This window comes from Pseudomonas sp. MWU347 (assembly GCF_017947305.1).
Taxonomy (GTDB): domain Bacteria; phylum Pseudomonadota; class Gammaproteobacteria; order Pseudomonadales; family Pseudomonadaceae; genus Aquipseudomonas; species Aquipseudomonas putida_A.
The window spans coordinates 147,993-173,847 of record NZ_JAFGZB010000010.1 but is presented as its reverse complement, the minus strand read 5'-3'; the positions used below and the strand labels follow the sequence as shown (position 1 = coordinate 173,847).

At 59.9% G+C, this 25,855-nt stretch carries 27 protein-coding genes; 16 read left to right on the top strand and 11 right to left on the bottom strand.

Features of this window, described 5'->3' with window-relative positions:
• Nucleotides 1-22: 22 nt before the first annotated feature.
• The gene (locus KCG87_RS21600; protein WP_169842436.1) at nt 23-883 is read right to left on the bottom strand and encodes a MurR/RpiR family transcriptional regulator; all 861 of its coding nucleotides are present in this window, start codon (nt 881-883) and stop codon (nt 23-25) included.
• Between the two features lie 226 nt (nt 884-1,109).
• Between KCG87_RS21600 and zwf the strand changes: the two genes are divergently transcribed.
• From zwf to KCG87_RS21580, 4 genes are all read left to right on the top strand, one after another.
• Entirely contained in the window at nt 1,110-2,576 is a 1,467-nt protein-coding gene (zwf, locus tag KCG87_RS21595; protein WP_027612566.1) for a glucose-6-phosphate dehydrogenase, read from the top strand.
• Nucleotides 2,563-3,276, top strand: coding sequence for a 6-phosphogluconolactonase (gene pgl / locus KCG87_RS21590; RefSeq protein WP_095137060.1), 714 nt, complete (start codon nt 2,563-2,565; stop codon nt 3,274-3,276). The genes zwf and pgl overlap by 14 nt, the downstream gene beginning before the upstream one ends.
• Before the next feature lie 17 nt (nt 3,277-3,293).
• Nucleotides 3,294-3,959 (top strand): bifunctional 4-hydroxy-2-oxoglutarate aldolase/2-dehydro-3-deoxy-phosphogluconate aldolase, encoded by a 666-nt coding sequence (locus KCG87_RS21585; protein WP_003227433.1) that lies wholly within the window; start codon nt 3,294-3,296, stop codon nt 3,957-3,959.
• 175 nt (nt 3,960-4,134) lie between these two features.
• Nucleotides 4,135-4,860, top strand: a complete 726-nt coding sequence (locus KCG87_RS21580; RefSeq protein WP_098965238.1) for an intradiol ring-cleavage dioxygenase — start codon at nt 4,135-4,137, stop codon at nt 4,858-4,860.
• A gap of 5 nt (nt 4,861-4,865) precedes the next feature.
• Here KCG87_RS21580 and KCG87_RS21575 read toward each other — a convergent pair whose 3' ends face one another.
• The gene (locus KCG87_RS21575) at nt 4,866-6,047 is read right to left on the bottom strand and encodes an aminotransferase class V-fold PLP-dependent enzyme (protein WP_135296405.1); all 1,182 of its coding nucleotides are present in this window, start codon (nt 6,045-6,047) and stop codon (nt 4,866-4,868) included.
• 27 nt (nt 6,048-6,074) lie between these two features.
• Nucleotides 6,075-6,311: a DUF3820 family protein gene (locus KCG87_RS21570; RefSeq protein WP_003227425.1), complete on the bottom strand. Its 237-nt coding sequence runs from the start codon at nt 6,309-6,311 to the stop codon at nt 6,075-6,077.
• A 205-nt stretch (nt 6,312-6,516) separates the two neighbouring features.
• Here KCG87_RS21570 and KCG87_RS21565 point away from each other — a divergent pair, with 205 nt between their 5' ends.
• A complete protein-coding gene (locus KCG87_RS21565) occupies nt 6,517-6,984 on the top strand; it encodes a PA2169 family four-helix-bundle protein (RefSeq protein ID WP_003227422.1) in 468 nt (155 codons plus the stop codon).
• 128 nt (nt 6,985-7,112) lie between these two features.
• Here KCG87_RS21565 and KCG87_RS21560 read toward each other — a convergent pair whose 3' ends face one another.
• Both KCG87_RS21560 and KCG87_RS21555 read right to left on the bottom strand, forming a co-directional pair.
• Nucleotides 7,113-7,583: a MaoC family dehydratase gene (locus KCG87_RS21560; protein ID WP_003227420.1), complete on the bottom strand. Its 471-nt coding sequence runs from the start codon at nt 7,581-7,583 to the stop codon at nt 7,113-7,115.
• A 43-nt stretch (nt 7,584-7,626) separates the two neighbouring features.
• The gene (locus KCG87_RS21555; RefSeq protein ID WP_027612571.1) at nt 7,627-8,571 is read right to left on the bottom strand and encodes an alpha/beta hydrolase; all 945 of its coding nucleotides are present in this window, start codon (nt 8,569-8,571) and stop codon (nt 7,627-7,629) included.
• A gap of 242 nt (nt 8,572-8,813) precedes the next feature.
• Here KCG87_RS21555 and fadD2 point away from each other — a divergent pair, with 242 nt between their 5' ends.
• Together fadD2 and fadD1 are read left to right on the top strand one after the other, a co-directional pair.
• Nucleotides 8,814-10,502 (top strand): long-chain-fatty-acid--CoA ligase, encoded by a 1,689-nt coding sequence (gene fadD2 / locus KCG87_RS21550; protein WP_210558840.1) that lies wholly within the window; start codon nt 8,814-8,816, stop codon nt 10,500-10,502.
• A 361-nt stretch (nt 10,503-10,863) separates the two neighbouring features.
• Entirely contained in the window at nt 10,864-12,561 is a 1,698-nt protein-coding gene (fadD1, locus tag KCG87_RS21545; RefSeq protein ID WP_003227414.1) for a long-chain-fatty-acid--CoA ligase FadD1, read from the top strand.
• Between the two features lie 164 nt (nt 12,562-12,725).
• On the opposite strand, the gene KCG87_RS21540 is transcribed toward fadD1, so the two are convergent.
• Nucleotides 12,726-13,103, bottom strand: a complete 378-nt coding sequence (locus tag KCG87_RS21540) for a hypothetical protein (RefSeq protein ID WP_210558841.1) — start codon at nt 13,101-13,103, stop codon at nt 12,726-12,728.
• A gap of 196 nt (nt 13,104-13,299) precedes the next feature.
• Here KCG87_RS21540 and KCG87_RS21535 point away from each other — a divergent pair, with 196 nt between their 5' ends.
• The 3 genes from KCG87_RS21535 to def all read left to right on the top strand — a co-directional run bounded on the left by KCG87_RS21535 (nt 13,300) and on the right by def (nt 15,147).
• Nucleotides 13,300-13,491 carry a CsbD family protein gene (locus tag KCG87_RS21535; RefSeq protein WP_027612573.1) on the top strand — a complete coding sequence of 64 codons (192 nt, stop codon included), beginning with the start codon at nt 13,300-13,302 and terminating at the stop codon, nt 13,489-13,491.
• 163 nt (nt 13,492-13,654) lie between these two features.
• Nucleotides 13,655-14,605, top strand: a complete 951-nt coding sequence (locus KCG87_RS21530; RefSeq protein WP_210558842.1) for a YihY/virulence factor BrkB family protein — start codon at nt 13,655-13,657, stop codon at nt 14,603-14,605.
• Nucleotides 14,606-14,607: 2 nt separating this feature from the next.
• Complete coding sequence (def, locus tag KCG87_RS21525; RefSeq protein ID WP_003227403.1) at nt 14,608-15,147, top strand: peptide deformylase; 540 nt, start codon at nt 14,608-14,610, stop codon at nt 15,145-15,147.
• A 32-nt stretch (nt 15,148-15,179) separates the two neighbouring features.
• Here def and KCG87_RS21520 read toward each other — a convergent pair whose 3' ends face one another.
• A complete protein-coding gene (locus KCG87_RS21520; RefSeq protein ID WP_134787165.1) occupies nt 15,180-15,590 on the bottom strand; it encodes a GNAT family N-acetyltransferase in 411 nt (136 codons plus the stop codon).
• Nucleotides 15,591-15,914: 324 nt separating this feature from the next.
• Here KCG87_RS21520 and KCG87_RS21515 point away from each other — a divergent pair, with 324 nt between their 5' ends.
• The 4 genes from KCG87_RS21515 (at nt 15,915) to KCG87_RS21500 (ending at nt 19,467) form a co-directional block, all read left to right on the top strand.
• A complete protein-coding gene (locus tag KCG87_RS21515) occupies nt 15,915-16,856 on the top strand; it encodes a fatty acid desaturase (RefSeq protein WP_134787164.1) in 942 nt (313 codons plus the stop codon).
• A gap of 157 nt (nt 16,857-17,013) precedes the next feature.
• Nucleotides 17,014-17,805 carry a PhnD/SsuA/transferrin family substrate-binding protein gene (locus tag KCG87_RS21510; RefSeq protein ID WP_135296400.1) on the top strand — a complete coding sequence of 264 codons (792 nt, stop codon included), beginning with the start codon at nt 17,014-17,016 and terminating at the stop codon, nt 17,803-17,805.
• A 124-nt stretch (nt 17,806-17,929) separates the two neighbouring features.
• Nucleotides 17,930-18,457, top strand: coding sequence for a sigma-70 family RNA polymerase sigma factor (locus KCG87_RS21505; protein ID WP_098965228.1), 528 nt, complete (start codon nt 17,930-17,932; stop codon nt 18,455-18,457).
• Nucleotides 18,454-19,467 (top strand): ABC transporter substrate-binding protein, encoded by a 1,014-nt coding sequence (locus KCG87_RS21500; protein ID WP_098965226.1) that lies wholly within the window; start codon nt 18,454-18,456, stop codon nt 19,465-19,467. Before KCG87_RS21505 ends, KCG87_RS21500 begins: the two co-directional genes overlap by 4 nt.
• A 125-nt stretch (nt 19,468-19,592) precedes the next feature.
• On the opposite strand, the gene gstA is transcribed toward KCG87_RS21500, so the two are convergent.
• Entirely contained in the window at nt 19,593-20,186 is a 594-nt protein-coding gene (gene gstA / locus KCG87_RS21495) for a glutathione transferase GstA (protein WP_098965225.1), read from the bottom strand.
• 99 nt (nt 20,187-20,285) lie between these two features.
• On the opposite strand from gstA, the gene KCG87_RS21490 reads away from it, so the two are divergent.
• Both KCG87_RS21490 and KCG87_RS21485 read left to right on the top strand, forming a co-directional pair.
• Nucleotides 20,286-21,176 (top strand): LysR family transcriptional regulator, encoded by an 891-nt coding sequence (locus KCG87_RS21490; RefSeq protein WP_098965223.1) that lies wholly within the window; start codon nt 20,286-20,288, stop codon nt 21,174-21,176.
• A 406-nt stretch (nt 21,177-21,582) separates the two neighbouring features.
• Entirely contained in the window at nt 21,583-22,902 is a 1,320-nt protein-coding gene (locus KCG87_RS21485; protein ID WP_134787162.1) for a PAS domain-containing methyl-accepting chemotaxis protein, read from the top strand.
• A 126-nt stretch (nt 22,903-23,028) separates the two neighbouring features.
• On the opposite strand, the gene KCG87_RS21480 is transcribed toward KCG87_RS21485, so the two are convergent.
• The 3 genes from KCG87_RS21480 to KCG87_RS21470 form a co-directional block, all read right to left on the bottom strand.
• Nucleotides 23,029-23,589: a hypothetical protein gene (locus KCG87_RS21480; protein ID WP_097086278.1), complete on the bottom strand. Its 561-nt coding sequence runs from the start codon at nt 23,587-23,589 to the stop codon at nt 23,029-23,031.
• A gap of 155 nt (nt 23,590-23,744) precedes the next feature.
• Nucleotides 23,745-25,169 carry an MFS transporter gene (locus tag KCG87_RS21475; protein WP_210558843.1) on the bottom strand — a complete coding sequence of 475 codons (1,425 nt, stop codon included), beginning with the start codon at nt 25,167-25,169 and terminating at the stop codon, nt 23,745-23,747.
• A gap of 125 nt (nt 25,170-25,294) precedes the next feature.
• Complete coding sequence (locus KCG87_RS21470; protein ID WP_098965220.1) at nt 25,295-25,735, bottom strand: PACE efflux transporter; 441 nt, start codon at nt 25,733-25,735, stop codon at nt 25,295-25,297.
• Nucleotides 25,736-25,855 lie beyond the last annotated feature (120 nt).

Sequence of the window (25,855 nt, the reverse complement as noted above, 5' to 3'; positions counted from 1 at the left end):
TGGCTTTTAAGCTTTCAATGACTCAGTTGAACTCGTCACCCACCGGATACCGGCTCGCATTCAAGCTCTCTTTGATCTTGCGCAGATGCGGCTGGAAATCCACCCCGCGGCGCAGCGTCATGCCGGTCGCCAGCACATCCAGCACCGTCAACTGAATGATCCGCGAGGTCATCGGCATATAGATGTCGGTGTCTTCCGGCAGCGGAATGTTCAGGCTCAGGGTACTGGCCTTGGCCAGCGGTGAATTCTCGGCGGTCAGGCCCAGCACCGAAGCGCCGTTCTCCCGGGCGATGCGCGCCACTTCCACCAGTTCGCGGGTGCGGCCGGTGTAGGAAATGATCACGAACAGCTCACCGGTATGCGCCACCGAAGCAATCATTCGCTGCATCAGCACATCCGCATGGGCGGTGACGGCGAGGTTGAAACGGAAGAATTTGTGCTGCGCATCCAAAGCCACAGGCGCTGACGCACCGAGGCCGAAGAAGTGGATCTGCCGGGCCTGAATCAACAGGTCGACGGCGCGGCTGATCAGGTTCGGATCGAGCGCCTGGCAAGCGCTGTCCAGCGAGGCGATGGCGCTGCCGAAAATCTTCTGCGTGTACGCCTCGGGATTGTCATCGGCCTCCACCGCGCGGCTGACATATGCCGCGCCACTGGCCAGGCTTTGCGCCAGTTGCAGCTTGAGTTCAGGGTAGCCGCTGACACCGAACGAACGGCAGAAGCGGTTGACCGTCGGCTCGCTCACCGATGCGGCCTGGGCGAGGGCGGCGATGCTGAAGCGGGTGGCCTGCTGCGGGTTGAGCAGGATCACCTCGGCGACTTTGCGTTCGGCCTTGTTCAGCTCTTCAAGGCGACTCTGGATCTGTTCCAGTAAATTTCGCACGCGGTCCATATGGAATTCCTAATTCACCTGCGCAAAGGTGCGCCGGGCTATGCAAATTGGGCCTTTGATGTGGCCCGTAACGGTGGCCTATCCTACTGGTGGCTCCGACCGACCACCACTCGGAATCTGTATTTTGCGAAAATGTTGTGGTTATTACTACATTTTCCCTTGAGTGATGCCTTGAAAAAAGGTATTTGTAGCTTAACTTGATAAAAGAACAAACATCATGCCTTCGATTACGGTTGAACCGTGCACCTTTGCCTTGTTCGGCGCTCTGGGCGATCTGGCCCTGCGCAAGCTGTTTCCTGCCCTTTATCACCTCGATGGCGCCGACCTGTTGCACGAGGACACGCGCATCATCGCGCTGGCCCGTGAACCCGGCTCCGAGCAGCAGCACCTGGCGTTCATCGCCGCCGAATTGCGCCGTTACGTCGGCAAAGAGCTGGACGAGGCCGTGGCCGAGCGCTTTCTGGCGCGCCTGAGCTACCTGCACGTCGACTTCCTCAAGGCTGAAGACTATGTGGCGCTGGCCGAAGCGGCCGGCAGCGCGCAACGCATGATTGCCTACTTCGCCACACCAGCAGCGGTGTACGGCGCGATCTGCGAGAACCTGGCGAAAGTCGGTCTGGCAGAAAACACCCGCGTGGTCCTGGAAAAGCCGATCGGCTCCGATCTGGAATCCTCGCGCAAGGTGAATGACGCCGTGGCCCAGTTCTTCCCGGAGAACCGCACCTACCGCATCGACCACTACTTGGGCAAAGAGACCGTCCAGAACCTGATCGCCCTGCGTTTCGCCAACAGCCTGTTCGAAACCCAGTGGAACCAGAATTACATCTCCCACGTGGAAATCACCGTGGCCGAGAAGGTCGGCATCGAGGGCCGTTGGGGCTACTTCGACAAGGCCGGCCAGCTGCGCGACATGATCCAGAATCACCTGTTGCAGCTGCTGTGCCTGATCGCCATGGACCCGCCGGCCGACCTGTCCGCCGACAGCATCCGTGACGAAAAGGTAAAAGTGCTCAAGGCGCTGGCACCGATCAGCCCGGAAGGCCTGACCACGCAAGTGGTGCGCGGTCAGTACATCGCCGGGCACAGCGAAGGCAAGTCTGTGCCGGGCTACCTCGAAGAGCCGAATTCCAACACCCAGAGCGACACCGAAACCTTCGTCGCCCTGCGTGCCGACATCCGCAACTGGCGCTGGGCCGGCGTGCCGTTCTACCTGCGTACCGGCAAGCGCATGCCACAGAAGCTGTCGCAGATTGTCATCCACTTCAAGGAACCGTCGCACTACATCTTTGCGCCGGAACAGCGCCTGCAGATCAGCAACAAACTGATCATCCGTCTGCAACCGGACGAAGGTATTTCCTTGCGTGTGATGACCAAGGAGCAGGGCCTGGACAAGGGCATGCAGTTGCGCAGCGGTCCGCTGCAACTGAATTTCTCCGACACCTGGCGCAGCGCACGGATCCCCGATGCCTACGAGCGGTTGTTGCTGGAAGTGATGAACGGCAATCAGAACCTGTTTGTCCGTAAAGATGAAATCGAAGCCGCGTGGAAGTGGTGTGACCAGTTGATCGCCGGCTGGAAAAAATCCGGTGACGCGCCCAAGCCGTATGCGGCCGGGTCGTGGGGGCCGATGAGCTCGATTGCACTGATCACGCGGGACGGGAGGTCGTGGTATGGCGATATCTGATGTGAAACTGCCCGCGGGCGTGAATGCCCACGAATTCAAGAGCCCGGTGCTGTTGGCCGAAGGTCTGGCGCTGAACGTCGCCAAGCAGTTGAGCGATGCCATCGCTGCACGCGGCAACGCGGTGCTGGTGGTCTCAGGCGGTCGCAGCCCGGTGGCGTTTTTTCAGCACCTGGCCAAGCAGGAGCTGGATTGGTCGAAGGTCGTCGTGACCCTCGCCGACGAACGCTGGGTACCGGTCGAACACGCCGACAGCAACGCCGGCCTGCTCAAGCAGTATCTGCTCAAAGGCCCGGCCGCCAAGGCGCAGTTCCTCAGCCTCTACAGCGCGGCGGCCAACGTCGAGCAGGCTGCGGAACAGGCCGACCGTCTGCTCGCGGAATTGCCGCCGATCGACGTGCTGGTGCTGGGCATGGGCGATGACGGTCACACCGCGTCGCTGTTCCCCGACAGCCCGAACCTGACTGAAGCCTTGCAGGCTGACGGCAGCCGTCGCTGCTGGCCGATGCTGGCGCCGAGTGTGCCGCGTCAACGCCTGACCATGAGCCGCGCGCTGCTGGCTTCGGCGAAGCACAAGATTCTGTCGATTTCCGGTCAGTCGAAACTGACCACTCTGAATGCCGCACTGGCATCCGACGACGTCGCGGCCATGCCGGTGCGCGCGTTTCTGCAACCTACGTTAGAGATTTACTGGTGCCCATGAGCCAAGGATCAGCCGCTATGAAAAATCCATCCCCGACCGTTTCCATGGCGGACAAAGTTGCCCTGATCGACAGCCTCTGCGCCAAGGCGCGGATCCTGCCAGTGATCACCATCGCCCGTGAACAGGACGTGCTGCCACTGGCCGACGCTCTGGCCGCCGGTGGCCTGACCGCGCTGGAAGTGACCCTGCGTTCGCAGTTCGGGCTCAAGGCGATCCAGATCCTGCGTGAGCAGCGTCCGGAACTGGTGACCGGTGCCGGCACCGTGCTTGATCGCAACATGCTTGCAGCAGCGGAAGCGGCGGGTTCGCAATTCATCGTCACCCCGGGCATCACCCGTGACCTGCTCGAAGCCAGCGTCGACAGCCCGATTCCGCTGCTGCCGGGCATCAGCAACGCCTCTGGCATCATGGAAGGCTATGGCCTGGGCTATCGCCGCTTCAAGCTGTTCCCGGCGGAAGTCAGCGGTGGCGTGGCAGCGATCAAGGCGCTAGGCGGCCCGTTCGGCGAAGTGAAATTCTGCCCGACCGGTGGCGTCGGCCCGGCCAACATCAAGAGCTACATGGCGCTGAAAAACGTCATGTGCGTGGGCGGTAGCTGGATGCTCGATCCCGAATGGATCAAGAACGGCGACTGGGCGCGCATTCAGGAATGCACCGCCGAGGCCCTGGCGCTGCTGGACTAAACGTTTTACCTGACACTTCGTTGTGTGTTCTACGGCTTTACGGTGCGCTTGGTCGGTGCACCGTTTTTTTTTGCCCGGCAAAAATACTCATGGAAACGGCGCGACACATAGTTACCGCACCGCGGGGCTCGTGCGCCGTTAATCTGCGTTCATCTTATGGAAAAGAGAACGCGTCATGGAACGAGACACTTCAACCGCACCGTCACCATCGATCTATCAGTTGGCCCCCGAGCAGATCGCCGGGCCGTACTTTCGCAATCCCAAATTGCTGCGGCGCAACATCAGCGAAGGCGCCGAAGGGCTACCCTTGCTGCTGCGCCTGAGCATCGTCGACGCGATGACCGGCCAGCCGGTAAGCGGGGCACTGGTGGACATCTGGCACTGCAATGCACGAGGCGCCTATTCGGGGTGGAGCCGGATCAATCCGGATCTGGAGGTCGACTCCGATGCCATCGGCTCGGTGCCGCGCACCGACGATGACACCTATCTGCGTGGCAGCCAGTTCTGCGATCAGCAGGGGCGGGTGCGCTTCACCACCATCTATCCGGGGTTCTATGCCGGTCGGGCGCTGCACATTCATGTGGCGGTGCGCATGGTCAGCGGCAGTGAATATCTGGAGGAGCGCAACGTGGCCTGGGTCGGTCAGCTGTATTTCCCCGAAGTGGTGTCACGCGCGGTGCTCAATGCCCGTGACTATCGCGGGCGAGCCTCGACACCCTTGAACAATGCCGATGACAGCTACTACAGCAACATGCGCGGCGAAGATTCGACCCTGACCGTGTGGCCGATCGGCCGCGACTCTCACGAGGACGGCTTTTTCGGCCATTTGACCATCGGCATCGACACCTTTGCCGCCTCGTCGCAGATCAAACCCGAGGACTTCGACAAGTACACCGTGTGAACCGATCAACGCAGCTCGTTGAGTGCACGGGTCAGCAACTGCATGTCAGCCGCCGTGGTGGTCAGCCCCGGCGTGATGCGAATGCTCGGCCCGCTCGCTGCGCCGTTGCGTACCACGGTGAACAGGTTGTACTCGTTGAGCAGGCGCTCGACCATTGCCTGTTGATCGGCGTGGCGAGTGAAACGCATCGAGGTGATCCCGCAATACAGGCGCGGATCGTCCGGGGTCATCACCTCGATCCCCGGCAGGTGCCGCACCGCGCTGACCCACAGATTGCGCAGGTAATTGAGCCGGGCGCTTTTGGCCGCAGCGCCGCCGAGCGAGCGGTGCTCCTCGAGCGCCAGCGGCAGCGACATCAGCGCCGGAATGTTCGGCGTGCTGTACGGCGTGCGGGCGCGGATGTCGGTGGCCGGAAAGTGCATTTCGCCCATGTCCGGATCGATGTCGGCCAGGCGCTGCGGGGCGATGTACAGAAAGCCCAGGGTCAATGGCGCGCCAATCCACTTGTGCAGGTTAAAACCGGCGAAGGCGATGCCCATCGCTTCCAGATTGAACTCGATCTGGCCAAGGGCGTGAGCGCCGTCGAGGATGATGTCCACGCCATGCTGTTTCGCCAGTTCGGCGATGGCCTGCACCGGCATCACAAGACCGGTGCGGTGGGTAACATGGGTCAGGGCCATCAGTTTGAGTTTCGGATAGCGGATGAAGGCTTCGCGGTAACTGTCCAGCAGGCTGTCGAAACTGGCCGGGTGAGTGTGGTTGATCTCGATCACGTCGACGCCGCGATGGCGTGACAGCCAGCGCATGGCACCTTTGACCGTGTCGTATTCCAGGTCGCTGATCAGCACCTGATCGCCCGGAAGCAGGCGATTGTAATTGCGGATCAGCGATTGCAGCGCATCACTGGCGTTGCGCGTGAAAGCCACGCTCTGCGCGCGCACACCGATGGTCTCGGCCAGTTGCGCACGAATCTCCAGGCTGTCGTGCTGTTCGAAACGCTGGCGTACATACACCGAGTTGCTGGTGTTGATCAGCTCGATATTGCGCTGATAGTCCTCGATCACTGTGCGCGACATGCGCCCGAAGTAACCGTTCTCCAGGTTCAGCGGGCCGGTTTGCGCTTCGTAACGATCGGCGAAGGTTTGCCAGAACGCTTCGTCACGGGCACGGCGGGTGTTGTCAGGCATGGTCGAGGCTCTAGGGAGGAGGGCGCTTCAGTGGCGCGGGGCAGGTTTGCCGTGTTTGGCGCGTAGTGGTTCGAGCAGATCCGACAGGCCGTTATGGTCGATTTCCTGCATCAGCGCCAGCAGTCCGCCGAGTTCGCCGTGAGGAAAACCCTCGCGGGCGAACCAGTTGAGGTAAGGCCCCGGCAGGTCGGCAATGATCCGGCCCTTGTACTTGCCGAAGGGCATTTCACGGGTGATCAACAGCTCAAGCTTTTCAGGATTCATCAGTGGCAATCATCTGGATTCAATCAGTCAGGAAAATACAGGCATTCTGCATGCAGGCCAAATGACAGATCATGCAAATAACCGTGATACAGATAGTTCAAATATCTTTAACTTATTGAAAAATAACGATTTATTTTTGAATGAAAAACTGGCACGCACACTGCAATAACCCTTGCATCTTCAACCAACCGCAAGGAATTGAAAAATGACTGACATGAATAAAGAAGCGATCTCTGTACTCAACGACCTGATCGAAACCTGCAAGGACGGCCAGGAAGGGTTCAAGACTTGCGCTGAAGACATCAAGCATCCAGAACTCAAAACCCTGTTCGTGACCCGTTCTGCCGATTGCGCGACTGCCGCCGCTGAACTGCAGGCTGAAGTGCGTAAACTGGGCGGTGATCCGGAAACCTCTACCAGCGTCAGCGGTGACCTGCACCGTCGCTGGGTCGACGTCAAAGCCATGTTCACCGGCAAGGACGAAGAGGCTGTGCTGAACGAGGCCGAGCGCGGTGAAGACCACGCCCTGAAGGCTTACCGTGAAGCCATCGAGAAAATCAACAAGCACGGCCTGGTCGGCATTCGTGACCTGGTTGAGCGTCAGTACCACGGCGTACAACGCAATCACGACCAGGTGAAAGCCCTGCGTAACCAGGCTCGCGCTCGTTCGTAAGCCACGCTGGTAAAACTGTGGGAGCGGGCTTGCTCGCGAATGCGCTGTGTCATGCAACGATGATGTTGCTGACATAACCGCTTCGCGAGCAAGCCCGCTCCCACTTTTGTTTTTTGTGTACCTGATGATCAGCCGATGCTGATCGCCGGCAGAGTCGGCAGGGTCACGGTCTGTTGTTTACGCGGCGCCAGAATTTCGGCCTCGCCATCCACCACCAGCTCATCGCGCTGGTTGAACACGCGAGTGGCGATGCGCACGCGAAACTTCGGCAGCTTCTCGAGGATTTCCAGGCGCACGGTCAGGGTGTCGCCAATCTTCACCGGCTTCTGAAAGCTCATCTGCTGACCGATGTAGATAGTGCCCGGCCCAGGCAGCTCGCACGCTACGGCGGCGCTGATCAGTGCACCGCTGAACATGCCGTGGGCGATGCGTTCCTTGAACATGCTGGCGGCGGCGAACTCGGCATCCAGGTGCACCGGGTTGTGGTCGCCCGACATCGCGGCGAACAGCTGAATGTCGCGCTCTTCGACAGTCTTGCTGTAGCTGGCGGTCTGGCCGACTTCGAGGGCTTCGTAAGGGATGTTGGTAACCTGGGTCATCGGTCTTGATTCCTGTGACGGATTAAAGTGAATCCACAAAAAATTATTCGCTGCGATGGGGGCGGCGATGGCTCAGCGCCTGGTCGATCCAGGTCAGCACATCGGCAATCACTTCGTCGCGATTGGTTTCATTGAACAATTCGTGCCGCGCCTGCGGGTAGATCTTCAGTTGCAGGTTCTGGCTGCCGGCCGAGCGCAACGCTTCGGCCAGATCTGTCAGACGCTTGCCTTCGCTCACCGGATCACATTCACCGCCGATCACCAGCAGCGGCAGGCCCGGGTCGATCTGGGCGAGATTGGACGCTTTGCTGATCTGCTGCAAGCCGCCGAGCAAGTCGATCCACAATTGATTGGTGCAGCGGAAGCCACACAACGGGTCGTTGGCATACAGATCGACCTCGACCGGGTCGCGGCTCAGCCAGTCGAACGGCGTGCGCGCCGGTTTGAATTTTTTGTTGAACGAGCCGAACGACAACCACTCGATCAGCGCACTGCGGCCCTTGCCGCCCTGACGCAGTTTTTCGAAACGGGCGATTTGTCGCGCCGCGCCGTAAAGCGCCACCGGCTGGAAGTTCGAACCGCTGAGAATCGCCCCATGCAGGCTGGCGCTGTGATGCAGCAGGTAACCCTGAGCGAGGTAGCTGCCCATGCTGTGCCCGAGCAGGATGATTGGCACGTCGGGATGCTGCTGGCCGATGTGCTGATTGAGGCTGGCCAGATCGCCGATCACCTTGCACCAGCCGTCGTCATCGGCGAAATGCCCGAGCGTCCCGTGTTCGGCGGTTTTGCCATGGCCGCGCAGATCCGGGGCGTACACACCATAGCCTTGAGCACAGAACGCATTCGCCAGCCGCTCGTAGCGGGCGCTGTGTTCGGCCATGCCGTGGGCCAGCAGGATCAGCGCTTTCAAGGGCGCGGCAGGCAACCACTGGTTGACGAACAGGCGGCTGCGGTCACTCGCGTCCAGCCAAAAGCCTCGGTGGATCATGGCAATTCCTTTTTTATCGAGCGGTATCGGCCCGCAGTCGTAGCATTGTATAGCGCGTCCGATCAGCTCACGCCACGGCAGGAAGATTCATACGATCAATGTCGCCATCGCCCATATTTGCCTCAATGGCCATAACTGCTAGTGTCCGTGAAGCTCCGCTTTTTGCTTTGTGCCCTCAGGGATCAGCGCGAAACCACAGAAAAGCGGCTCCCGGATCGATTCAGGTAAAGAGGACAAGAACAATGCAACCTGATTTCTGGAATGACAAACGCCCCGCCGGCGTACCACTGGACATCGACATGGGCGAGTTCAAGTCGGTGATCGAGGTGTTTGAGCGTTCCTGCAAGAAATTCGCGGACCGTCCGGCCTTCAGCAATATGGGCGTGACCCTGACCTACGCTGAACTCGAGCGCTACAGCGCGGCGTTCGCCGGTTACCTGCAAGCCCACACCGATCTGGTGCCGGGGGATCGCATCGCGGTGCAGATGCCCAACGTGCTGCAATATCCGATTGCCGTGTTCGGTGCCTTGCGCGCCGGGCTGATCGTGGTCAACACCAACCCGCTGTACACCGCGCGCGAGATGCGCCACCAGTTCAAGGACTCCGGTGCCCGCGCGTTGGTGTACCTGAACATGTTCGGGCAGAAGGTTCAGGAAGTGCTGCCGGACACTGACATCCAATACCTGATCGAAGCGAAGATGGGCGACATGATGCCCACCGCCAAGGGCTGGCTGATCAACACCGTGGTCAGCAAAGTGAAGAAAATGGTCCCGGACTATTCGCTGCCGCAGGCGATCTCGTTCAAGAGTGCGCTGCGCCTGGGCCGTGGTCTGGGGATCAAGCCGTTGAAAGTCAGCCTCGACGACATCGCCGTGTTGCAATACACCGGTGGCACCACCGGGCTGGCCAAGGGCGCGATGCTGACCCACGGCAACCTCGTGGCGAACATGCAGCAGGTGCGCGCGTGTCTTGCGCAATTGGGGCCTGACGGTCAGCCGCTGCTGCGCGAAGGGCAGGAGGTGATGGTCGCGCCGCTGCCGCTGTACCACATCTATGCCTTCACCGCGAATTGCATGTGCATGATGGTTTCCGGCAACCACAACGTGCTGATTACCAATCCGCGAGACATCGCAGGCTTCATCAAGGAACTGAAGAACTGGCGCTTCTCGGCGCTGCTCGGCCTGAATACGTTGTTCGTCGCGCTGATGGAGCACCCGGACTTCAAGACCCTGGATTTCTCCAGCCTCAAGCTGACCAACTCCGGCGGTACCGCGCTGGTCAAGGCCACCGCCGAGCGCTGGGAGCAGATCACCGGTTGCCGCATCACCGAGGGTTACGGCCTCACCGAAACGTCGCCGGTGGCCTGCACTAACCCGTATGGCGACAAGTCGCGTCTGGGCACGGTCGGTCTGCCGGTGCCGGGTACGCTGCTGAAGGTCATCGATGACGAGGGTGTCGAGCAGCCGATGGGTGAGCGCGGCGAGTTGTGTATCAAAGGCCCGCAGATCATGAAAGGCTACTGGCACAAACCCGAGGCCACCGCCGAAGTGCTGGATGCCGAGGGCTGGTTCAAGTCCGGTGATATCGCGGTGATCGACCCGGACGGCTTCGTACGCATCGTCGATCGCAAGAAGGACATGATCATCGTCTCCGGTTTCAACGTGTACCCCAACGAGATCGAAGATGTGGTCATGGCCCACCCGAAAGTCGCCAACTGCGCGGTGATCGGCGTGCCGGACGAGCGTTCGGGCGAAGCGGTGAAGCTGTTTGTGGTGGCGCGGGAAACCGGGGTCAGCCTCGAAGAGCTGAAGGCGTACTGCAAAGAGAATTTCACCGCTTACAAAGTGCCGAAACACATCGTACTGCGTGAGTCGTTGCCGATGACGCCGGTCGGCAAGATTCTGCGGCGGGAGTTGCGCGATATCGCCTGATCGGTGAATGGCCGCGCGTTGCGCGGATCGCGGGCAAGCCACGCTCCCACAGGGATCTCCATCAACCTTGTGAGAGCGGGCTTGCCCGCGATGCTTTTTGGGGGGGAAGGCCCGGAAAACCGGGGCTTTCAGGGGTGTATAGGATTTTTGCTCTAAAATGACTGCTGGAAAGTCTTGAGTCACTAAAGTGACCATGGAGGCCGCTTTTGGCTCTAGTCGGCCCTCGGCAAAGCTGCTACTCTCGGCGCGCTTTGTGACTTCTCGGCCTGTAGAAAAGCCAGATTCACCAATACAAAACACACACCAATAATAATCGCATCAAATGCGGTGAAGAATTCGCGTTGCTGAGGAGTGGGCTTCCATGATCGAAGACTTTTGGAAGGATAAATACCCGGCTGGAATTGCTGCCGACATCAATCCAGACGAGTACCCGAATATTCAGGCAGTGTTGAAGCAATCCTGCCAACGCTTCGCCAACAAGCCGGCTTTCAGCAACCTGGGCAAGACAATCACCTACGGTGAACTGTACGAATTGTCCGGTGCGTTTGCCGCGTATCTGCAACAGCATACCGACTTGCAGCCCGGTGATCGAATCGCCGTGCAACTGCCCAACGTTCTGCAGTACCCGGTCGCCGTCTTTGGTGCAATCCGCGCCGGGCTGATCGTGGTCAACACCAACCCGCTGTACACCGCGCGGGAAATGGAACACCAATTCAACGACTCCGGCGCCAAGGCGCTTGTCTGCCTGGCCAACATGGCGCACCTGGCGGAAGCCGTGGTGCCGAAAACCGGGGTCAAACACGTTATCGTCACCGAAGTTGCCGACCTGCTGCCGCCGGTCAAGCGCCTGCTGATCAACAGCGTGATCAAGTACGTGAAGAAGATGGTCCCGGCCTATCACCTGCCTAAAGCCGTCAAGTTCAACGACGTGCTGAGCAAGGGCCAGGGCCAGCCTGTGGCCGAAGCCAATCCGCACAGCAGCGATGTCGCGGTGTTGCAGTACACCGGCGGCACCACCGGCGTGGCCAAGGGCGCGATGCTGACCCATCGCAACCTCGTCGCCAACATGCTGCAGTGCAAGGCGCTGATGGGGTCCAACCTCAATGAAGGTTGCGAGATCCTGATCACGCCGCTGCCGCTTTACCACATCTATGCGTTCACCTTTCATTGCATGGCGATGATGCTGATCGGCAACCACAACATCCTGATCAGCAACCCGCGCGACCTGCCGGCGATGGTCAAGGAACTGTCGAAGTGGAAGTTCAGCGGCTTCGTCGGCCTCAACACGCTGTTCGTCGCGTTGTGCAACAACGAAGGTTTCCGCAAGCTGGATTTCTCCAACCTGAAAGTCACCCTGTCCGGCGGCATGGCCCTGCAACTGGCGGCCGCCGAGCGCTGGAAAGCGGTGACCGGTTGCTCGATCTGCGAAGGTTACGGTATGACCGAAACCAGCCCGGTGGCCACGGTCAACCCGATCCAGAACATCCAGATCGGCACCATCGGCATTCCGGTGCCGTCGACCCTGTGCAAAGTCATCGATGATGCCGGTGTCGAGCAGCCCATGGGCGAAATCGGCGAGCTGTGCGTCAAGGGCCCGCAAGTAATGAAGGGCTACTGGCAGCGTCAGGAAGCCACCGACGAGATCCTCGACAGCGAAGGCTGGCTGAAGACCGGCGACATCGCGCTGATCCAGCCCGATGGCTACATGCGCATTGTCGATCGCAAGAAAGACATGATCCTGGTATCTGGTTTCAACGTTTACCCCAACGAACTGGAAGACGTACTGGCGACCCTGCCGGGCGTATTGCAGTGCGCGGCCATCGGCGTGCCGGACGAGAAGTCGGGCGAGGCGATCAAGATCTTCATCGTGGCCAAGCCGGGCGTGACCCTGACCAAGGAAACCGTGATGGAGCACATGCGTGCCAACGTCACCGGTTACAAGGTGCCGCGTTCGGTGGAATTCCGCGATGCGCTGCCGACGACCAACGTCGGCAAGATCCTGCGTCGTGAGTTGCGTGACGAAGAGCTGAAGAAGATCAAGGCCAAGTCCGCCGCCTGAAGCAAAAAGCCCCGCAGATGCGGGGCTTTTTGTTGGAGTAGGTGGTGGATCTGTAGTGACTGTGATGCCGCCTTCGCGAGCAAGCCCGCTCCCACATTCAACCGCGTTCCTCCAGTTGGAATACAGTCAAATGTGGGAGCGGGCTTGCTCGCGAAGCTTTTCGGTTACTGCCGGAACGGCGCGAAATTCACATTGGTTCCCGCCGGACGCATGTCCTGCAGATACGAATCCTTGTCTGCACTCAATTCCAGGCTCAACGCCGCCTTGCGCTTGCCCTCGTTGCGAATCACCAGACCTTCGAGCTTTTCCCGCAGGAACACCGTCGGCACTTTCAGGTGCAGCAGTTCGTCGGTGGCCGGGGTGTGCATCAGCAGGTGAATCCACTCGTACTGACCGACGGCGAGGCGCGTCACCGGCAGGTCGAACCACCAGATGTTGCGGTTGCGGTTCAATTCGGCGAAGTGGCAGTTGTTGGTGCCGAGCACAGCGCTGCCCAGTTCCTGGTTGCGACGGGCAATGGCCTGCTTTTTATCGAGTTTCATAACATTCCTGCGGGATCTGATCGTTGGCGCACGGCGCCCATAGGTGCGCATTCTCGGGGCTTGCGGGGCAAACATAAAGCCCAACCTGCATGGCACGACGAAATGAAGGGCAAAAATAAATGAAACTCGTGGCAAACCCGGCCAGTCAATCATTACGTACTGACTTTTCCCCTTCAATGCACCAAGGAGAAACACCATGAGTAGCACTGGCGATAAAGTAAAAGGCATGGCCAACGAAGCAGTCGGCAACGTCAAGCAAGGCGTCGGCAAAGCCACCGACAACACCAAGCTGCAAGCCGAAGGCAAACTGCAAGAGAAAAAAGGTGAAGCCCAGCAAGCTGTCGGCAAAGCCAAAGACGCCATCAAGAAAGGTGTCGACAAGGCGTAATTCCGCCTTGAACGAAACACACGAGCGGCCATCCAAGGATGGCCGTTTTTGTGTCAAAACCCGACAGCCATCCACGAAGGTCGCCAAGTAGGCTACCGTGATGTAGAAAACGGCCCCTGAGTCGCCACGACTTCAACCTGTAATGCGGCGAAAGGAGACGCGAATGATTTTTCCAGACATGAAAGGTCTGCCACTTCACCGGGTGATGGTGCGCACGGTCACTGAATTCGTCGACGACGAGATGTCGACCTACGCCTCGGCACTGGCCTACCAGATGCTGTTCTCGCTGTTCCCGTTCATTCTGTTCCTGATTGCGCTGATCGGTTTCCTGCATCTGCCGGACTTCTTCACCTGGCTGCGCCTGCAGTCGGAACTGGTGTTGCCGCCGCAGGCGCTGGAACAGGTCAACCCGGTGATCGATCAGTTGCAGCAGTCCAAGGGCGGCTTGCTTTCGGTCGGTATCGTCATCGCCCTGTACACCGCGTCTGCCGGTGTGCGGCTGATGATGAGTGCGATGAACGCCGCTTACGACGTGGTCGAGCGCCGGCCGATCTGGAAGCGTTTTCCGCTGTCGGTGTTCTACACCGTCGGCATTGCCGGCATGTTGCTGGTGGCGGCCGCACTGATGGTGCTCGGGCCGCAAGTGATGGGCTGGATTGCCGCGCAGGTAGGGTTGGAAGATTTCATCGTCACTGTGTGGACGATTGCGCGCTGGCCGGTGATCGTGATCCTGATGATGGTCGCCGTGGCGCTGATCTATTACGTGATGCCCGACGTCAAACAGGAATTCCGTTTCATCACCCCCGGCTCGGTACTCGCCGTGGTGGTGTGGATCATCGCCTCACTGGGCTTTGCGTTCTACGTCAAAACCTTCGCCAACTACAACGCGATGTATGGCAGCATCGGGGCGATCATCGTGCTGTTGCTGTATTTCTACATTTCCTCGGCGGTGCTGCTGCTCGGCGCCGAGATGAATGCGGTGATCGAACACATGTCCAGCGAGGGCAAGGACGAGGGCGAGAAAGTCCCCGGCGAACTCGATGAACATCCCAAACAACATGTCTCTGGCCTGGGGCGCGACCACTCGCTCAAGCCGGACACTGACGAAGCCTGACCATGATCCGTGAAATCCTCAAAATGGGCGACGAACGCCTGCTGCGCATTGCTCCACCGGTGCCGCCGGAAATGTTCGACAGCCCCGAGCTGTGGCAACTGATCGATGACATGTTCCAGACCATGGAAAGTGTCGGTGGCGTCGGCCTCGCCGCGCCGCAGATCGGCGTCGACCTGCAATTGGTGATCTTCGGTTTCGAGCACAGCGAACGTTATCCGGACGCCGAAGCGGTGCCGCAGACGATCCTGATCAATCCGCTGATCACGCCGCTGAGTCCGCTGACCGAGGAGGGCTTTGAGGGCTGTCTGTCGGTGCCCGGCCTGCGCGGTGCGGTGGATCGTTATCAGCAGATTCGCTACGAAGGCTTTGATCCCAAGGGCGAGCCGATCGTACGCGTGGCGTCAGGCTTCCATGCGCGGGTAGTGCAGCACGAGTGCGATCATCTGATCGGCCGCTTGTATCCGTCGCGGATTACCGATTTCAGCAAGTTCGGCTTTACCGAAGTGATGTTCCCGGATCTCGATCCAACGGCTGACGACTGATCCTGAGAACACCTCTATCCCACAATTGATTTTTATGGTTCCAGTTCCATCGCAATCATCGGCTTGCTCCGCGCATACCGGCTCAACCGCTCGGCCAGTGCGTAGGGCAGGGCGGGATCGAAACTGAAACCGCGCCGCTCGTAAAACCCGCGCAAGTCCGGATGACAGAACAGCCACACCGGCTCCTGCAAATCCTTCACCGCCGCCGTGATCAACTCTCCGGCGATCCCTTGCTCACGGCAACCCGGATCAACAAACAATCCGGTCAACCAGTACCCGCCCGCCACCGGCCGCAAGCACAATGCGGCAACGATGTCCTCTCGACGGGCCACCCATAACTGGGCATCGCGCACCGCCTTCATCGACGATTGGTGGCTGCGGTAAAACTTGTTCATCAACGGCCACAAAGGCTCGTCGAGCAGGACGTATCGGGTATCGGGCATGGGATCGGACTGGCGGCGGGCAAAGCGCCGATTATAAAAGAACGCGCGCCGCGCGATAGGTGTATACCTGAGCCTACATCCCTGTGAGTGGAGTACGCATCATGTCCAAAGGTATGGATTCAAAGAAAGCCGCGAAGAAGAAACCGGTGAAGACGGCGATTGAAAAGCGTGCAGAGAAGAAAGCCAAGAAGGTCGATATTTTCGGTCATTGATCACGTCCTTCGGGAGCCCGTCCCCCGGGCTCCCGTTTCAGCGCAAAAATAATCTGCAAGATTGCTCGGCTTCGTTGCACAGAAGGGGAAGATTCCCGTTCCGAGCCACGCCATGCCGAATTACTTCGACGCCGACCATCGCCAGCAGATCGAAACCCTGCGCCAGCGCTTCACCGCTCGCACCGAATGGCCGACCTGGCTGCTGCTGATCGGCGTGTATGGCGGCTGGTTCGCGATCATCATCAACAGTCAGTGGCTCGGTCGCGGCTTGAGCACATTGCTGCTGATTCCGCTGCTGGTGCTGTGGCTGTCGGTTCAGCATGAATTGCTGCATGGGCATCCGACCCGCTCGGTGCTTTTCAATAAAATCCTCGGCTACGCACCTTTTGCGGTGTGGTATCCGTACACGCTATACCGCGACAGCCACCTGCTGCATCACCGCGATGAAGACCTGACCGTGCCCGGCATTGATCCGGAAAGTCGCTACCTTACGGCAGCACGCTGGCAGGGCAGTTCGCTGTTTGAACGCAGCCTGCACTGGCTGAATAAAACCGTAATCGGCCGCTTCATCATTGGTGCGCCGCTGGGATTGATCGCGCTGGCTGCCGAAGAACTGCAACGCCTGAAAAACCGCGAGCGTCAGACCTGGTTGATGTGGCTGACCCACGGTGCGTTCAGCGTGTTAATGCTGTGGTTTATCGCGCGCTTCAGCGTGTTGCCGGTCTGGCATTACCTGCTGCTGATCAGTGTGCCGGCACTGTCGATCGCGATGATCCGCTCCTACTATGAACACCGCCCGCACGCTCAACCGGAGCAGCGCACCGTGCTCAACGAGGCCGGTTGGCCGTGGCGCTGGCTGTTTCTGAATCTGAACTTCCATCTGGTGCATCACGACCTGCCGGGGCTGGCGTGGTACGACTTGCCGGCGGCCTACCGGATGCGCCGCGAGCAGTGGGTGGCGCGCAGTGGCGGGTTTCTGGTGCAGGGTTATGGGCAGTTGTGGCGGCAGCATGGATTCAGGCCGATCGACAGTCCGCAGCATCCTTTCCACTGACTTCAAAAACACCACAAAACCTCTGTGGGAGCGAGCTTGCTCGCGAATGCGGTAGAACAGTGACATGTCTGGTGTCTGACACACCGCTTTCGCGAGCAAGTCGAATCGTCGCACCGCCGCTCCCACAGGGGTAAGTATTTGCAGGGAAATAACGTGTATGACCCAACACCATCTCGAACTGCTGATGTACACCGCCCCCGAGCCCATCCGCTTGGCCAACGAACGCTGGATCTCACGCATTCTTGAACATCTCGGCCACTCCCGCCTGAACGCCGCAAGCCTGTCGCTCCCCGAGCTTTGGTTATCGCCGGATCTGCTGCTGACCCAGACCTGCGGCTATCCCTTGATGACCCTGCTGCGCGGTCAAGTACGCATCGTCGGTCGCCCGCGCTACGAATTGCCCGACGCCACTGCCGGCAATCACTGCAGCCTGATCCTCAGCCGTGCTGACGATTCGCGCGAAACCCTGGCGGACTTTCGCGGCAGTCGCGGGGTGATCAACAGTGACGACTCCAACAGCGGCATGAACCTGTTGCGCCATTGTCTGGCGCCGCTGCACCGCGACGGGCAGTTCTTCGGCGCGCTCGGCATCAGTGGCGCGCACCGCGAGAGTCTGCGTTGGGTGCGTGAGGGGCGCGCTGATCTGGCGGCGATCGACAGCGTGACCTATGCGTACCTCGCTCGGCATGCGCCTGAAGACGTCACTGGATTGCGAGTTGTGGCACGCACTGCGCTCAGCCCGACCTTGCCTTTTATCACCGCCGCGACTGCTACGGATGAGCAGATCGAACAGTTGCGCCGGGTGATGAATCGGGCGTTGCGTGAGCTGCCGGATGTTGCACAGACGTTGGGATTGCCTGAGGTGCTGGCGGCCAGCGAAAGCGATTATCAGGTCGTGCTCGACTATCAGCGTGAGGCTGAACAGTTGGGCTATGGCCGCTTGCGTTGAAAGATCGCATATCTCCAAAAAGAATATAAAAATGAAATATAAATATTATTAATGCATAAGGCGCCTTGCTACGATCGCGCCACCGGATCACCGGACATTCAGCGACCCTTACCCAGGAGCCCTTATGTCCGGCGCCGACACCGCTCACCGCAATCATCTCGACGCTCTGTTCCGCGCCCACTACCGCTGGCTGTGCACTTACCTGAGCCGACATCTGCACGACTCCGCAGGCGCGGAAGACATCGCTGCCGAAACCTTCGCGCAATTGCTTCAGGCGCCCAGTATCACGGCGATTCGCGAACCGCGCGCCATGCTCACCACGATTGCCCAACGCCTGCTCTATCAGCGCTGGCGCCGGGCGGATCTGGAGCGCCGGCATGCGCAGCAGATCGACGTCGATGCTGCCACTTCGCCTGAAGACCTCGCGCAACTGAGCCAGACCCTCAAGCGCCTCGATCAAAGCCTGCAACGCCTGCCGGGCAAAGTCCGCTCGACCTTTCTGCTGGCGCGGATCGATGGCCTGACCTACCCGCAAATCGCCGCCGAACTGGGCATCTCTCAGCGTTCGGTCAGCGTTTACATGAGCCGCTCCCAAGCCCTGTGCGACCGCCACAGCGCCAACCAAATCCTGACAGACAAGAGGTCCGCATGAGATCAATCAAAACCCTGCTCGGCCATTCGTTACTGGCGCTGAGCCTGAGCGTCGGCGCTGTTTCGGCGGCGGAAAAAACCGCACCGATCCACTTCGGTGACATCACCTGGGAAAGCGGTAGTTTCATCACCGAAGTGCTGCGCCTGATCGTCGAGAAAGGTTATGGCTACCCGACCGACACGCTGCCGGGCAGCACCGTCAGCCTGGAAGCGGCGCTGGCGAAAAACGACATTCAGGTGATCGGCGAGGAATGGGCCGGGCGCAGTCCGGCGTGGGTCAAGGCCGCCAATGAAGGCAAGGTGTTCGGCCTTGGCGACACGGTCAAGGGCGCGACCGAGGGCTGGTGGGTGCCGGAATACGTGATCAAGGGCGACCCCGAGCGCGGGATCAAACCATTGGCACCGGAGCTGAAATCGGTGGCCGACCTGCCGCGCTACAAGGACGTGTTCCGCGACCCGGAAGACCCGCGCCGTGGACGCTTCCTCAACAGCCCGACCGGCTGGACTTCGGAGATCGTCAACAGCCAGAAGCTCAAGGCCTATGCGCTGACCGACAGCTACGTCAACTTCCGCACCGGCTCCGGCGCGGCGCTGGATGCCGAGGTGGCGTCGTCGATCAAACGCGGCAAACCGGTGCTGTTCTATTACTGGTCGCCGACGCCGCTGCTCGGTCGCTTCAAACTGGTGAAGCTCGAAGAGCCACCGTTCGATGCTGAAGCCTGGAAAACCCTGGCCGATGCCAACAACCCGAATCCCAAGGGCACCCGCTCGATGCCGGCCAGCCTGGCGATTGGCGTGTCGGCGCCGTTCAAGGCGCAATACCCGGAGCTGGTGTCGTTCTTCGAGAAAGTCGATTTGCCGATTGATCTGCTGAACCAGACGCTGGCCGGGATGAGCGAAAAACGCCAGCCACCACGGCAGGTAGCCGAAGCATTTTTACGCGATCAGCCGCAGGTGTGGAGGGCGTGGGTGCCGGGTGAGGTGGCGAGCAAGGTGACGGCGGGGCTTTGAGTTTCTCCCGGTTGATCTGCGTTGTTTGAACGGACGCCTTCGCGAGCAAGCCCGCTCCCACAGGGGGATCGTGCACGCCACAAATCCAGTGTGGGAGCGGGCTTGCTCGCGAATGATCTAAAGACTTACGCCGCTTCCGCCGCCAACGCCGCGATCACGGTCGGCCGCTGCTCGACGCGCGCCTGAAACCGCGCCAGTGCCGGCCACTGCGCCAGTTCGATCCCGAACAACCCGGCCCAGCGCAGCACCACAAACAACAAAGCATCCGCGACGCTGAAGCCGCTCGGCAACAGATACTCCTGCTGCTCCAGCACCCTGACCAACACCGCAAAACGCTTGAACAACTTCTCCTTGATCACCTCGGCCGGCAACCGCTCATCGAACAGCGCGCCGAGGCTGCCGTGGATCTCGCTCGAAATGAAATTCAGCCACTCCTGCAAACGCAGCCGTTCGAAACTGCCGGGCGCCGGCGCCAGCCCTGACTGTGGTTGAAGATCCGCCAGATATTGCAGGATCACCGGGCCTTCGGTCAGCACCGCGCCGTCGTCCAGTTGCAGGGCCGCGACGTAGCCCTTGGGATTGATCGCGAGAAAGTCTTCGCCGCTGGCCGTGCGCTTGCTGCGATTGTCGACGCGGATCAGCACGAAGGGCAGTTTCAGTTCGCGCAGCACAATGTGCGGCGCCAGTGAACAGGCTTGCGGGGCGTAATACAGCTTCATCGGCAGCTCTCTGGTGGGGATTTGGCGCCAGTGTCATAGTGCGCCGCACCTTCGGTAAAATTAATCTTTCAGAAAGCAGCCATAAGGACAGCTACTGCCATGATGAACCTGATGCATTGGCGGCTGGTGGTCGCCGTCGCCGATCACGGCAACATCACCCGCGCGGCCGAGCGGGTCGGCATGACCCAGTCCGGCGCGAGCCAGGCTTTGGCGTTGATGGAGGAAACCCTCGGCGTGCAACTGTTCAGCCGCGAAAGCCGACAGACCTTGCCCACCGCCATCGGCCTGCCGGTGATCGAGCAGGCGCGGCTGATGCTCGGTGCACTGGAGACCATTCGCCAGACCGTCGACAGCGTGCGCCCGATGCTGCGCGGGACAATTCGTCTGGCGAGTTTTCCCATGGTGCTGGCGAGTTTTCTGCCGCCGCTGTTGCGCCAGTTCAATCGGCTGTATCCGGGGATCGAAGTGGTGGCGCTGGAGGTCAGCGACGACGAGGTGGAAACCTTGCTGGCGGCCGGTCTGGTGGATGTTGGTGTGGTGCTCAACCCGGCGCCCGAGCGCAATGCCGGGCCGTTGGGCCGTGATGAATGGGTGGCGGTCGTGCCGGCAGGGCACCCTTTGGCGCTGCGGGGGATCGAGCAGGGCGTCAGCCTGCAAGAACTGACGGCGCTGCCCTTTGTGCTGGCCACCGGCGGTTGCTCGACCAACGCCCGCAGCCTCGCCGCTGAAGCCGGGTTGCAGTTGCAGGACGTGCGGGTCGAGGTGCGCGAATGGAGCAGCGCCTTCACGTTGGTGCGGGAAAATCTCGGCGTGACGCTGGTGCCGGAAATGACCTTGCCGGCCGAGCGTCAGGGCTTGCGCGTGATTGCCTTGCAGCCACGTATCGAACGGGTGTTTTCGCTGGTGCTGCCTGCGGGGCAGACGCCGTCAGCGACGGTGCAGGCGTTGCTGGATCTGGTGGCGGAGACGGCAGTCGCGACAGCTCGCTGAACCGTTTCTTGTGCAAAAAGTGCCAGATACTGGCCGACTAGTGGCCTTGCGCACGGCATGGCGATGGCTATGCTAGCTGTAACTAACTATGTCGACCGTCATCTGTTAGCCGTGATTTCAACGCTGCCAGAGTGCGCAACCCAAGGCACCGGACACTGAACCAACAAGGAGCAAGTTGTACATGGAAGTTTTCTGCACGTTAGGGCTGGCCCGCTGCTGGGCTATCAAGAGAAGGATGTCTTGATTAGAGCGTTGCTGCATGGACCCTCGGATTAAAACATCATTTATCACCTGACAACTTCCTCCCGTGGAGGAATGCGTGTGCCTGTTCTGTGGAACGTAGTGGTGGATGCTGAAAGACCTGACTTTCATCAAATCAAAAGACCGCGCGGAAGGTGATACAACCATGTTCAACCTACATCACAAGGCTGACCTGCAGGAAATCGAGCGTTTCAGCTGCGCCTTGACCGAAGCCAACGCCAAGCTCGAAGCGATCAGCCGCTCGATGGCGATGATCGAATTTACCCCCGAAGGCATTGTTCTGGATGCCAACGAAAACTTCTGCAAGACCATGGGTTATAGCGCCGAGGAAGTGCGCGGCAAACATCATCGTATCTTTTGCGAAGAAGCGTTTTACCGCAGCGAGGAGTACGCTAAATTGTGGCGCGACCTGGCCCGGGGTGAGCCGATCAGCGGCACGTTTCTGCGCTTGAACAAGTCCGGCAAGGAGATCTGGCTGGAAGCCAGTTACATGCCGGTGTACGGCCCGGACAAACAAGTCAAAAGTGTCATCAAAGTGGCCTCGGACATCACCGCCCGGGTCAACAAAGAGAACGAAGAAGAAAGCATGCTGGCGGCGATCAGCCGTTCGATGGCGGTGATCGAGTTCACCCCGGACGGCAACGTGATTACCGCCAACGACAACTTTCTGAAAACCATGCAGTACTCGCTCAACGAAATCGTTGGCCATCACCACAGCATGTTCTGTCACCGTTCCGAATCCGAATCGGCGCAGTACAAAGCGTTCTGGGCGTCGCTCAATCGCGGCGAATATCACTCGCACCGTTTCGAGCGCAAGAACAAGTCCGGACAGATGGTTTATCTCGAAGCCTCGTACAACCCGCTGTTCGACACCAAGGGCCGTTTGTACAAAGTGGTGAAGTTCGCCAGCGACATCACCCAGCAGATGACTACCTTGCAGAACGCCGCGGAATCGGCCCACAGCACCTCGGTACAAAACGACGCCTGCGCGCAAAAGGGCTCACAGGTGGTGCAGCAGACGGTGCAGATCATTCAGGACATTTCCCGCGACCTAAATGAGGCGGCGCTGAGCATCGATGCGGTCAGCAAGCAGTCGGACATCATCGGCACCATCGTCCAGACCATCCGCGGCATCGCCGACCAGACCAACCTGCTGGCGCTCAACGCGGCCATCGAAGCGGCGCGAGCCGGTGAACACGGACGCGGTTTTGCGGTGGTGGCGGACGAGGTGCGCAGTCTCGCGGCACGCACCAGTCAGGCGACCCTGGAGATTGTCGAAGTGGTACGCAAAAACCATGACCTGTCGCTGAGCGCGGTGTCGAGCATGCAGTCGAGCCTGAGCCGCACCGGGCTGGGTGTGGAACTGGCGAATGAGGCGGGGGAGGTGATTCTCGAAATTCAGCAAGGATCGCGGCATGTGGTGGATGCGATCGGGCAGTTCAATGCGACGTTGCAGCTGAACTGACACCCATCAACAACGGTAGGAGTGAGCCTGCTCGCGATTGCGGTGCGTCAGTCACTGGATAAGTAACTGATGTATCGCTATCGCGAGCAGGCTCACTCCTACATTGGTTCCTAAGCAACTTTCAGATCACAGCGCCGCGAGAAACTTGTCCGCCAGTTTGTCGCTGTCCTTGACGTCATTGACGTTGTCTTTTTCCGCTTGCGCCAGCTTCATCTTGTCCTGCAGACGCTCGGCGATCTCTTTGCCGATGGCCAGTTGTTTCTCCGGCGGCATGGCTTTGATGTCGTCTTCGGTGATGCCCATGCTCTGAAGGATACTGTCGCGCAGGCGCTGTTCCGGCGACTTGCTCATGTAGTCCTTGAACGCGTCGGTGGCCGAGGTCCCGGTGGTGGTGCCGGCCGCTGTGGCGTCGGTGGTTTGCAGGCCGACACGGGTCTTGGCGAAGGCTTCGTCGACGTTATCGCTGATGCGCGTGGCGGCGGCCACTTGCTGGGTGGCGATCTGCGTGGCCGAATCCTCAACCTTGGAGGTCGCGTCGGTCGCCTGCGACTGGGCCTGGTTCTGCAGCGATTGCAGCATGGCGCCGTGCAGGCCGCTTTGCAGACCGGCAGCGGCGGTCGTGGTCGCGTCATCCGCCAGCCGCTTGGGCAGGTGGATGAGCTGCTGCTGTTTGGCACTGACCAACATCATGATGGAGACCTTTGGATAATTGCTGACGGGCATATCCGAGCAATTAGCGTGCCTTTAAAGAAAGTTCTTTTGTTTCAACGTGCTAGTGATCTTGCATGTGCAACAAAGCGGTCATCCCTTGCCGTCGGGCGGCAGAGGATGACCGTGTAGCCTCAGCGGTGGGCAATGTTTTCCAGCGCCAGATTGCGCGTGCGCGGGCCGAACCAGCCGATGGTCAGCATCACGATCAGCATGCTGCTGACGATGAACGCGAGCACCCCGGGCGTGCCGAAGTTGTCGAGGAACAGCCCGATCAACAGGCTGCTGAACACCGTCGACAAGCGACTGAACGAATAACAGAAACCCACCGCCCGGGCGCGGATGTTGGTTGGGAACAGTTCGCTCTGGTACGAGTGATAACTGAAGCTCAGCCAGGCGTTGCAGAAGGTGATCATCACCCCGCAAAAGATCAGGCCGAAGGCGCCGGTCTGCAACGCGAACAAAGTGCCGAAGGTCATCGCGCCCAGCGCCGAGCCGACGATCTGCCACTTGTTCTCGAAACGGTTGGCGAACTTGACGAACAGCAACGGCCCGAGCGGGTAGGCGAGGGTAATGATGAACGCGTACATCAGGCTGTGGGTGACGCTCACGCCCTGGCCGGACAGCAGCGCTGGCAGCCAGTTGCCGAAACCGAAGAAGCCGATCGCCTGGAACACGTGAAACACGATCAGCATCAACGCGCGACGCCGATACGGCGGCTGCCAGATATCGGCGAAGCGGCCCTTGCCCTCGACATCGACGGGCACCGTTTCTGGAGCATCCAGCGGTTGGCGGTGATCCTTTTCGCAGCGGGCTTCGATGTCGTCGAGAATCCTGTTCGCTTCATCGAACCGCCCATGCTGCGCCAGCCAGCGCGGTGACTCCGGCAGACGCTTGCGCAGCCACCAGATGAACAGTGCAAACACCGCACTCGCCAGCACCACCCAGCGCCAGCCCGACACGCCGAACGGCGCCTGCGGCACCAGCCACCACGACATCAACGCCACCGCCGGCACCGCGAGAAACTGCACAAAAAAGGCGAAGGCGAACGCTGAACTGCGCATGCGTTTGGGCACCAGTTCCGAGAGGTAGGCGTCGATGGTCACCAGCTCGATACCGAGGCCGATGCCCACCAGAAAGCGCATGCAGATGATCCCCAGCGCCGAGCTTTGAATGCCCATCAGCACCGTGGCCACGGTGTACCAGACCAGCGCAAAGGTGAAGATCGCGCGACGGCCGAATCGATCGGCCAACGGGCTGAGCAGGCTCGCGCCGAGGAACAGGCCGAGGAAGGTCGCCGACGCGAACGCTGCCTGATCGGAGAAGCCGAACACGCCCTGATTGCCGGTGGCGAATATCCCGTCACGGATCAGCCCCGGACTGATGTAGGCGGTCTGGAACAAATCGTAGAGTTCGAAGAAACCGCCAATTGACAACAGCGCCACCAGTCGCCAGATGGTGGCGACGGCGGGCAGGCGGTCGATGCGGGCGGAAATCTCGGCGGCGCGTATCGGGTCGATGCCGTCGCTTTGCGCGGCGGCGGGGGCATGAGCAGTCATCTGCGGATCCATTTTTTATTGATGGAAAAGCTTAGCCTGCTATCGGAGTTCACGGATTGTGAATTTCGGCGGTTAGCCCCGGAGAACCGCCGATTTCTTGCAATAACTGCTTACCAATTAACGATTTATGCCGCAGCAGTCGAATCGGGCAGCGCCGAGGCCGGCAAGCCGAAGAGGCGATCGAACAGCCAGTTGAAGGCAAACGTGTAGCACGGGATGAAGATGATCAGTGCCAGATCCAGCAGGAACGCCTGCACCAGACTGATGTTCATCCACCAGGCGATCAGCGGAATAAGGAACACGATCAGCGTCAGTTGAAAACCCACTGCATGAGCGATGCGCCGTTTGACCGTGCGGGTGCGCGACTGCTGGCGGCTTTCCCAGTGCTCGAACAGCGAGGTGTAGATGAAATTCCAGGTCACCGCGATGGTGGTGATGATCACCGCCAGCGGGCCGGTGCTGCCGGGCGACGTGCCGGACAACAGCGCCAGGCCGAGGGCGGAGAAGGTCATGCCGATCACTTCATAAAGCGACACGTAGACCAGTTTGCGTTTGACGCCTTGCATGGGGATTTGCCTCTTTCTTGCAACGTGTTGGCCAGCGAGACTGGCGGAGACGGCAAAAGATAGCTTCAATAGGCGTGACAGAAAAAGTCAGTAGCTTTCAGTTTTGGTGATAGGTGGTGG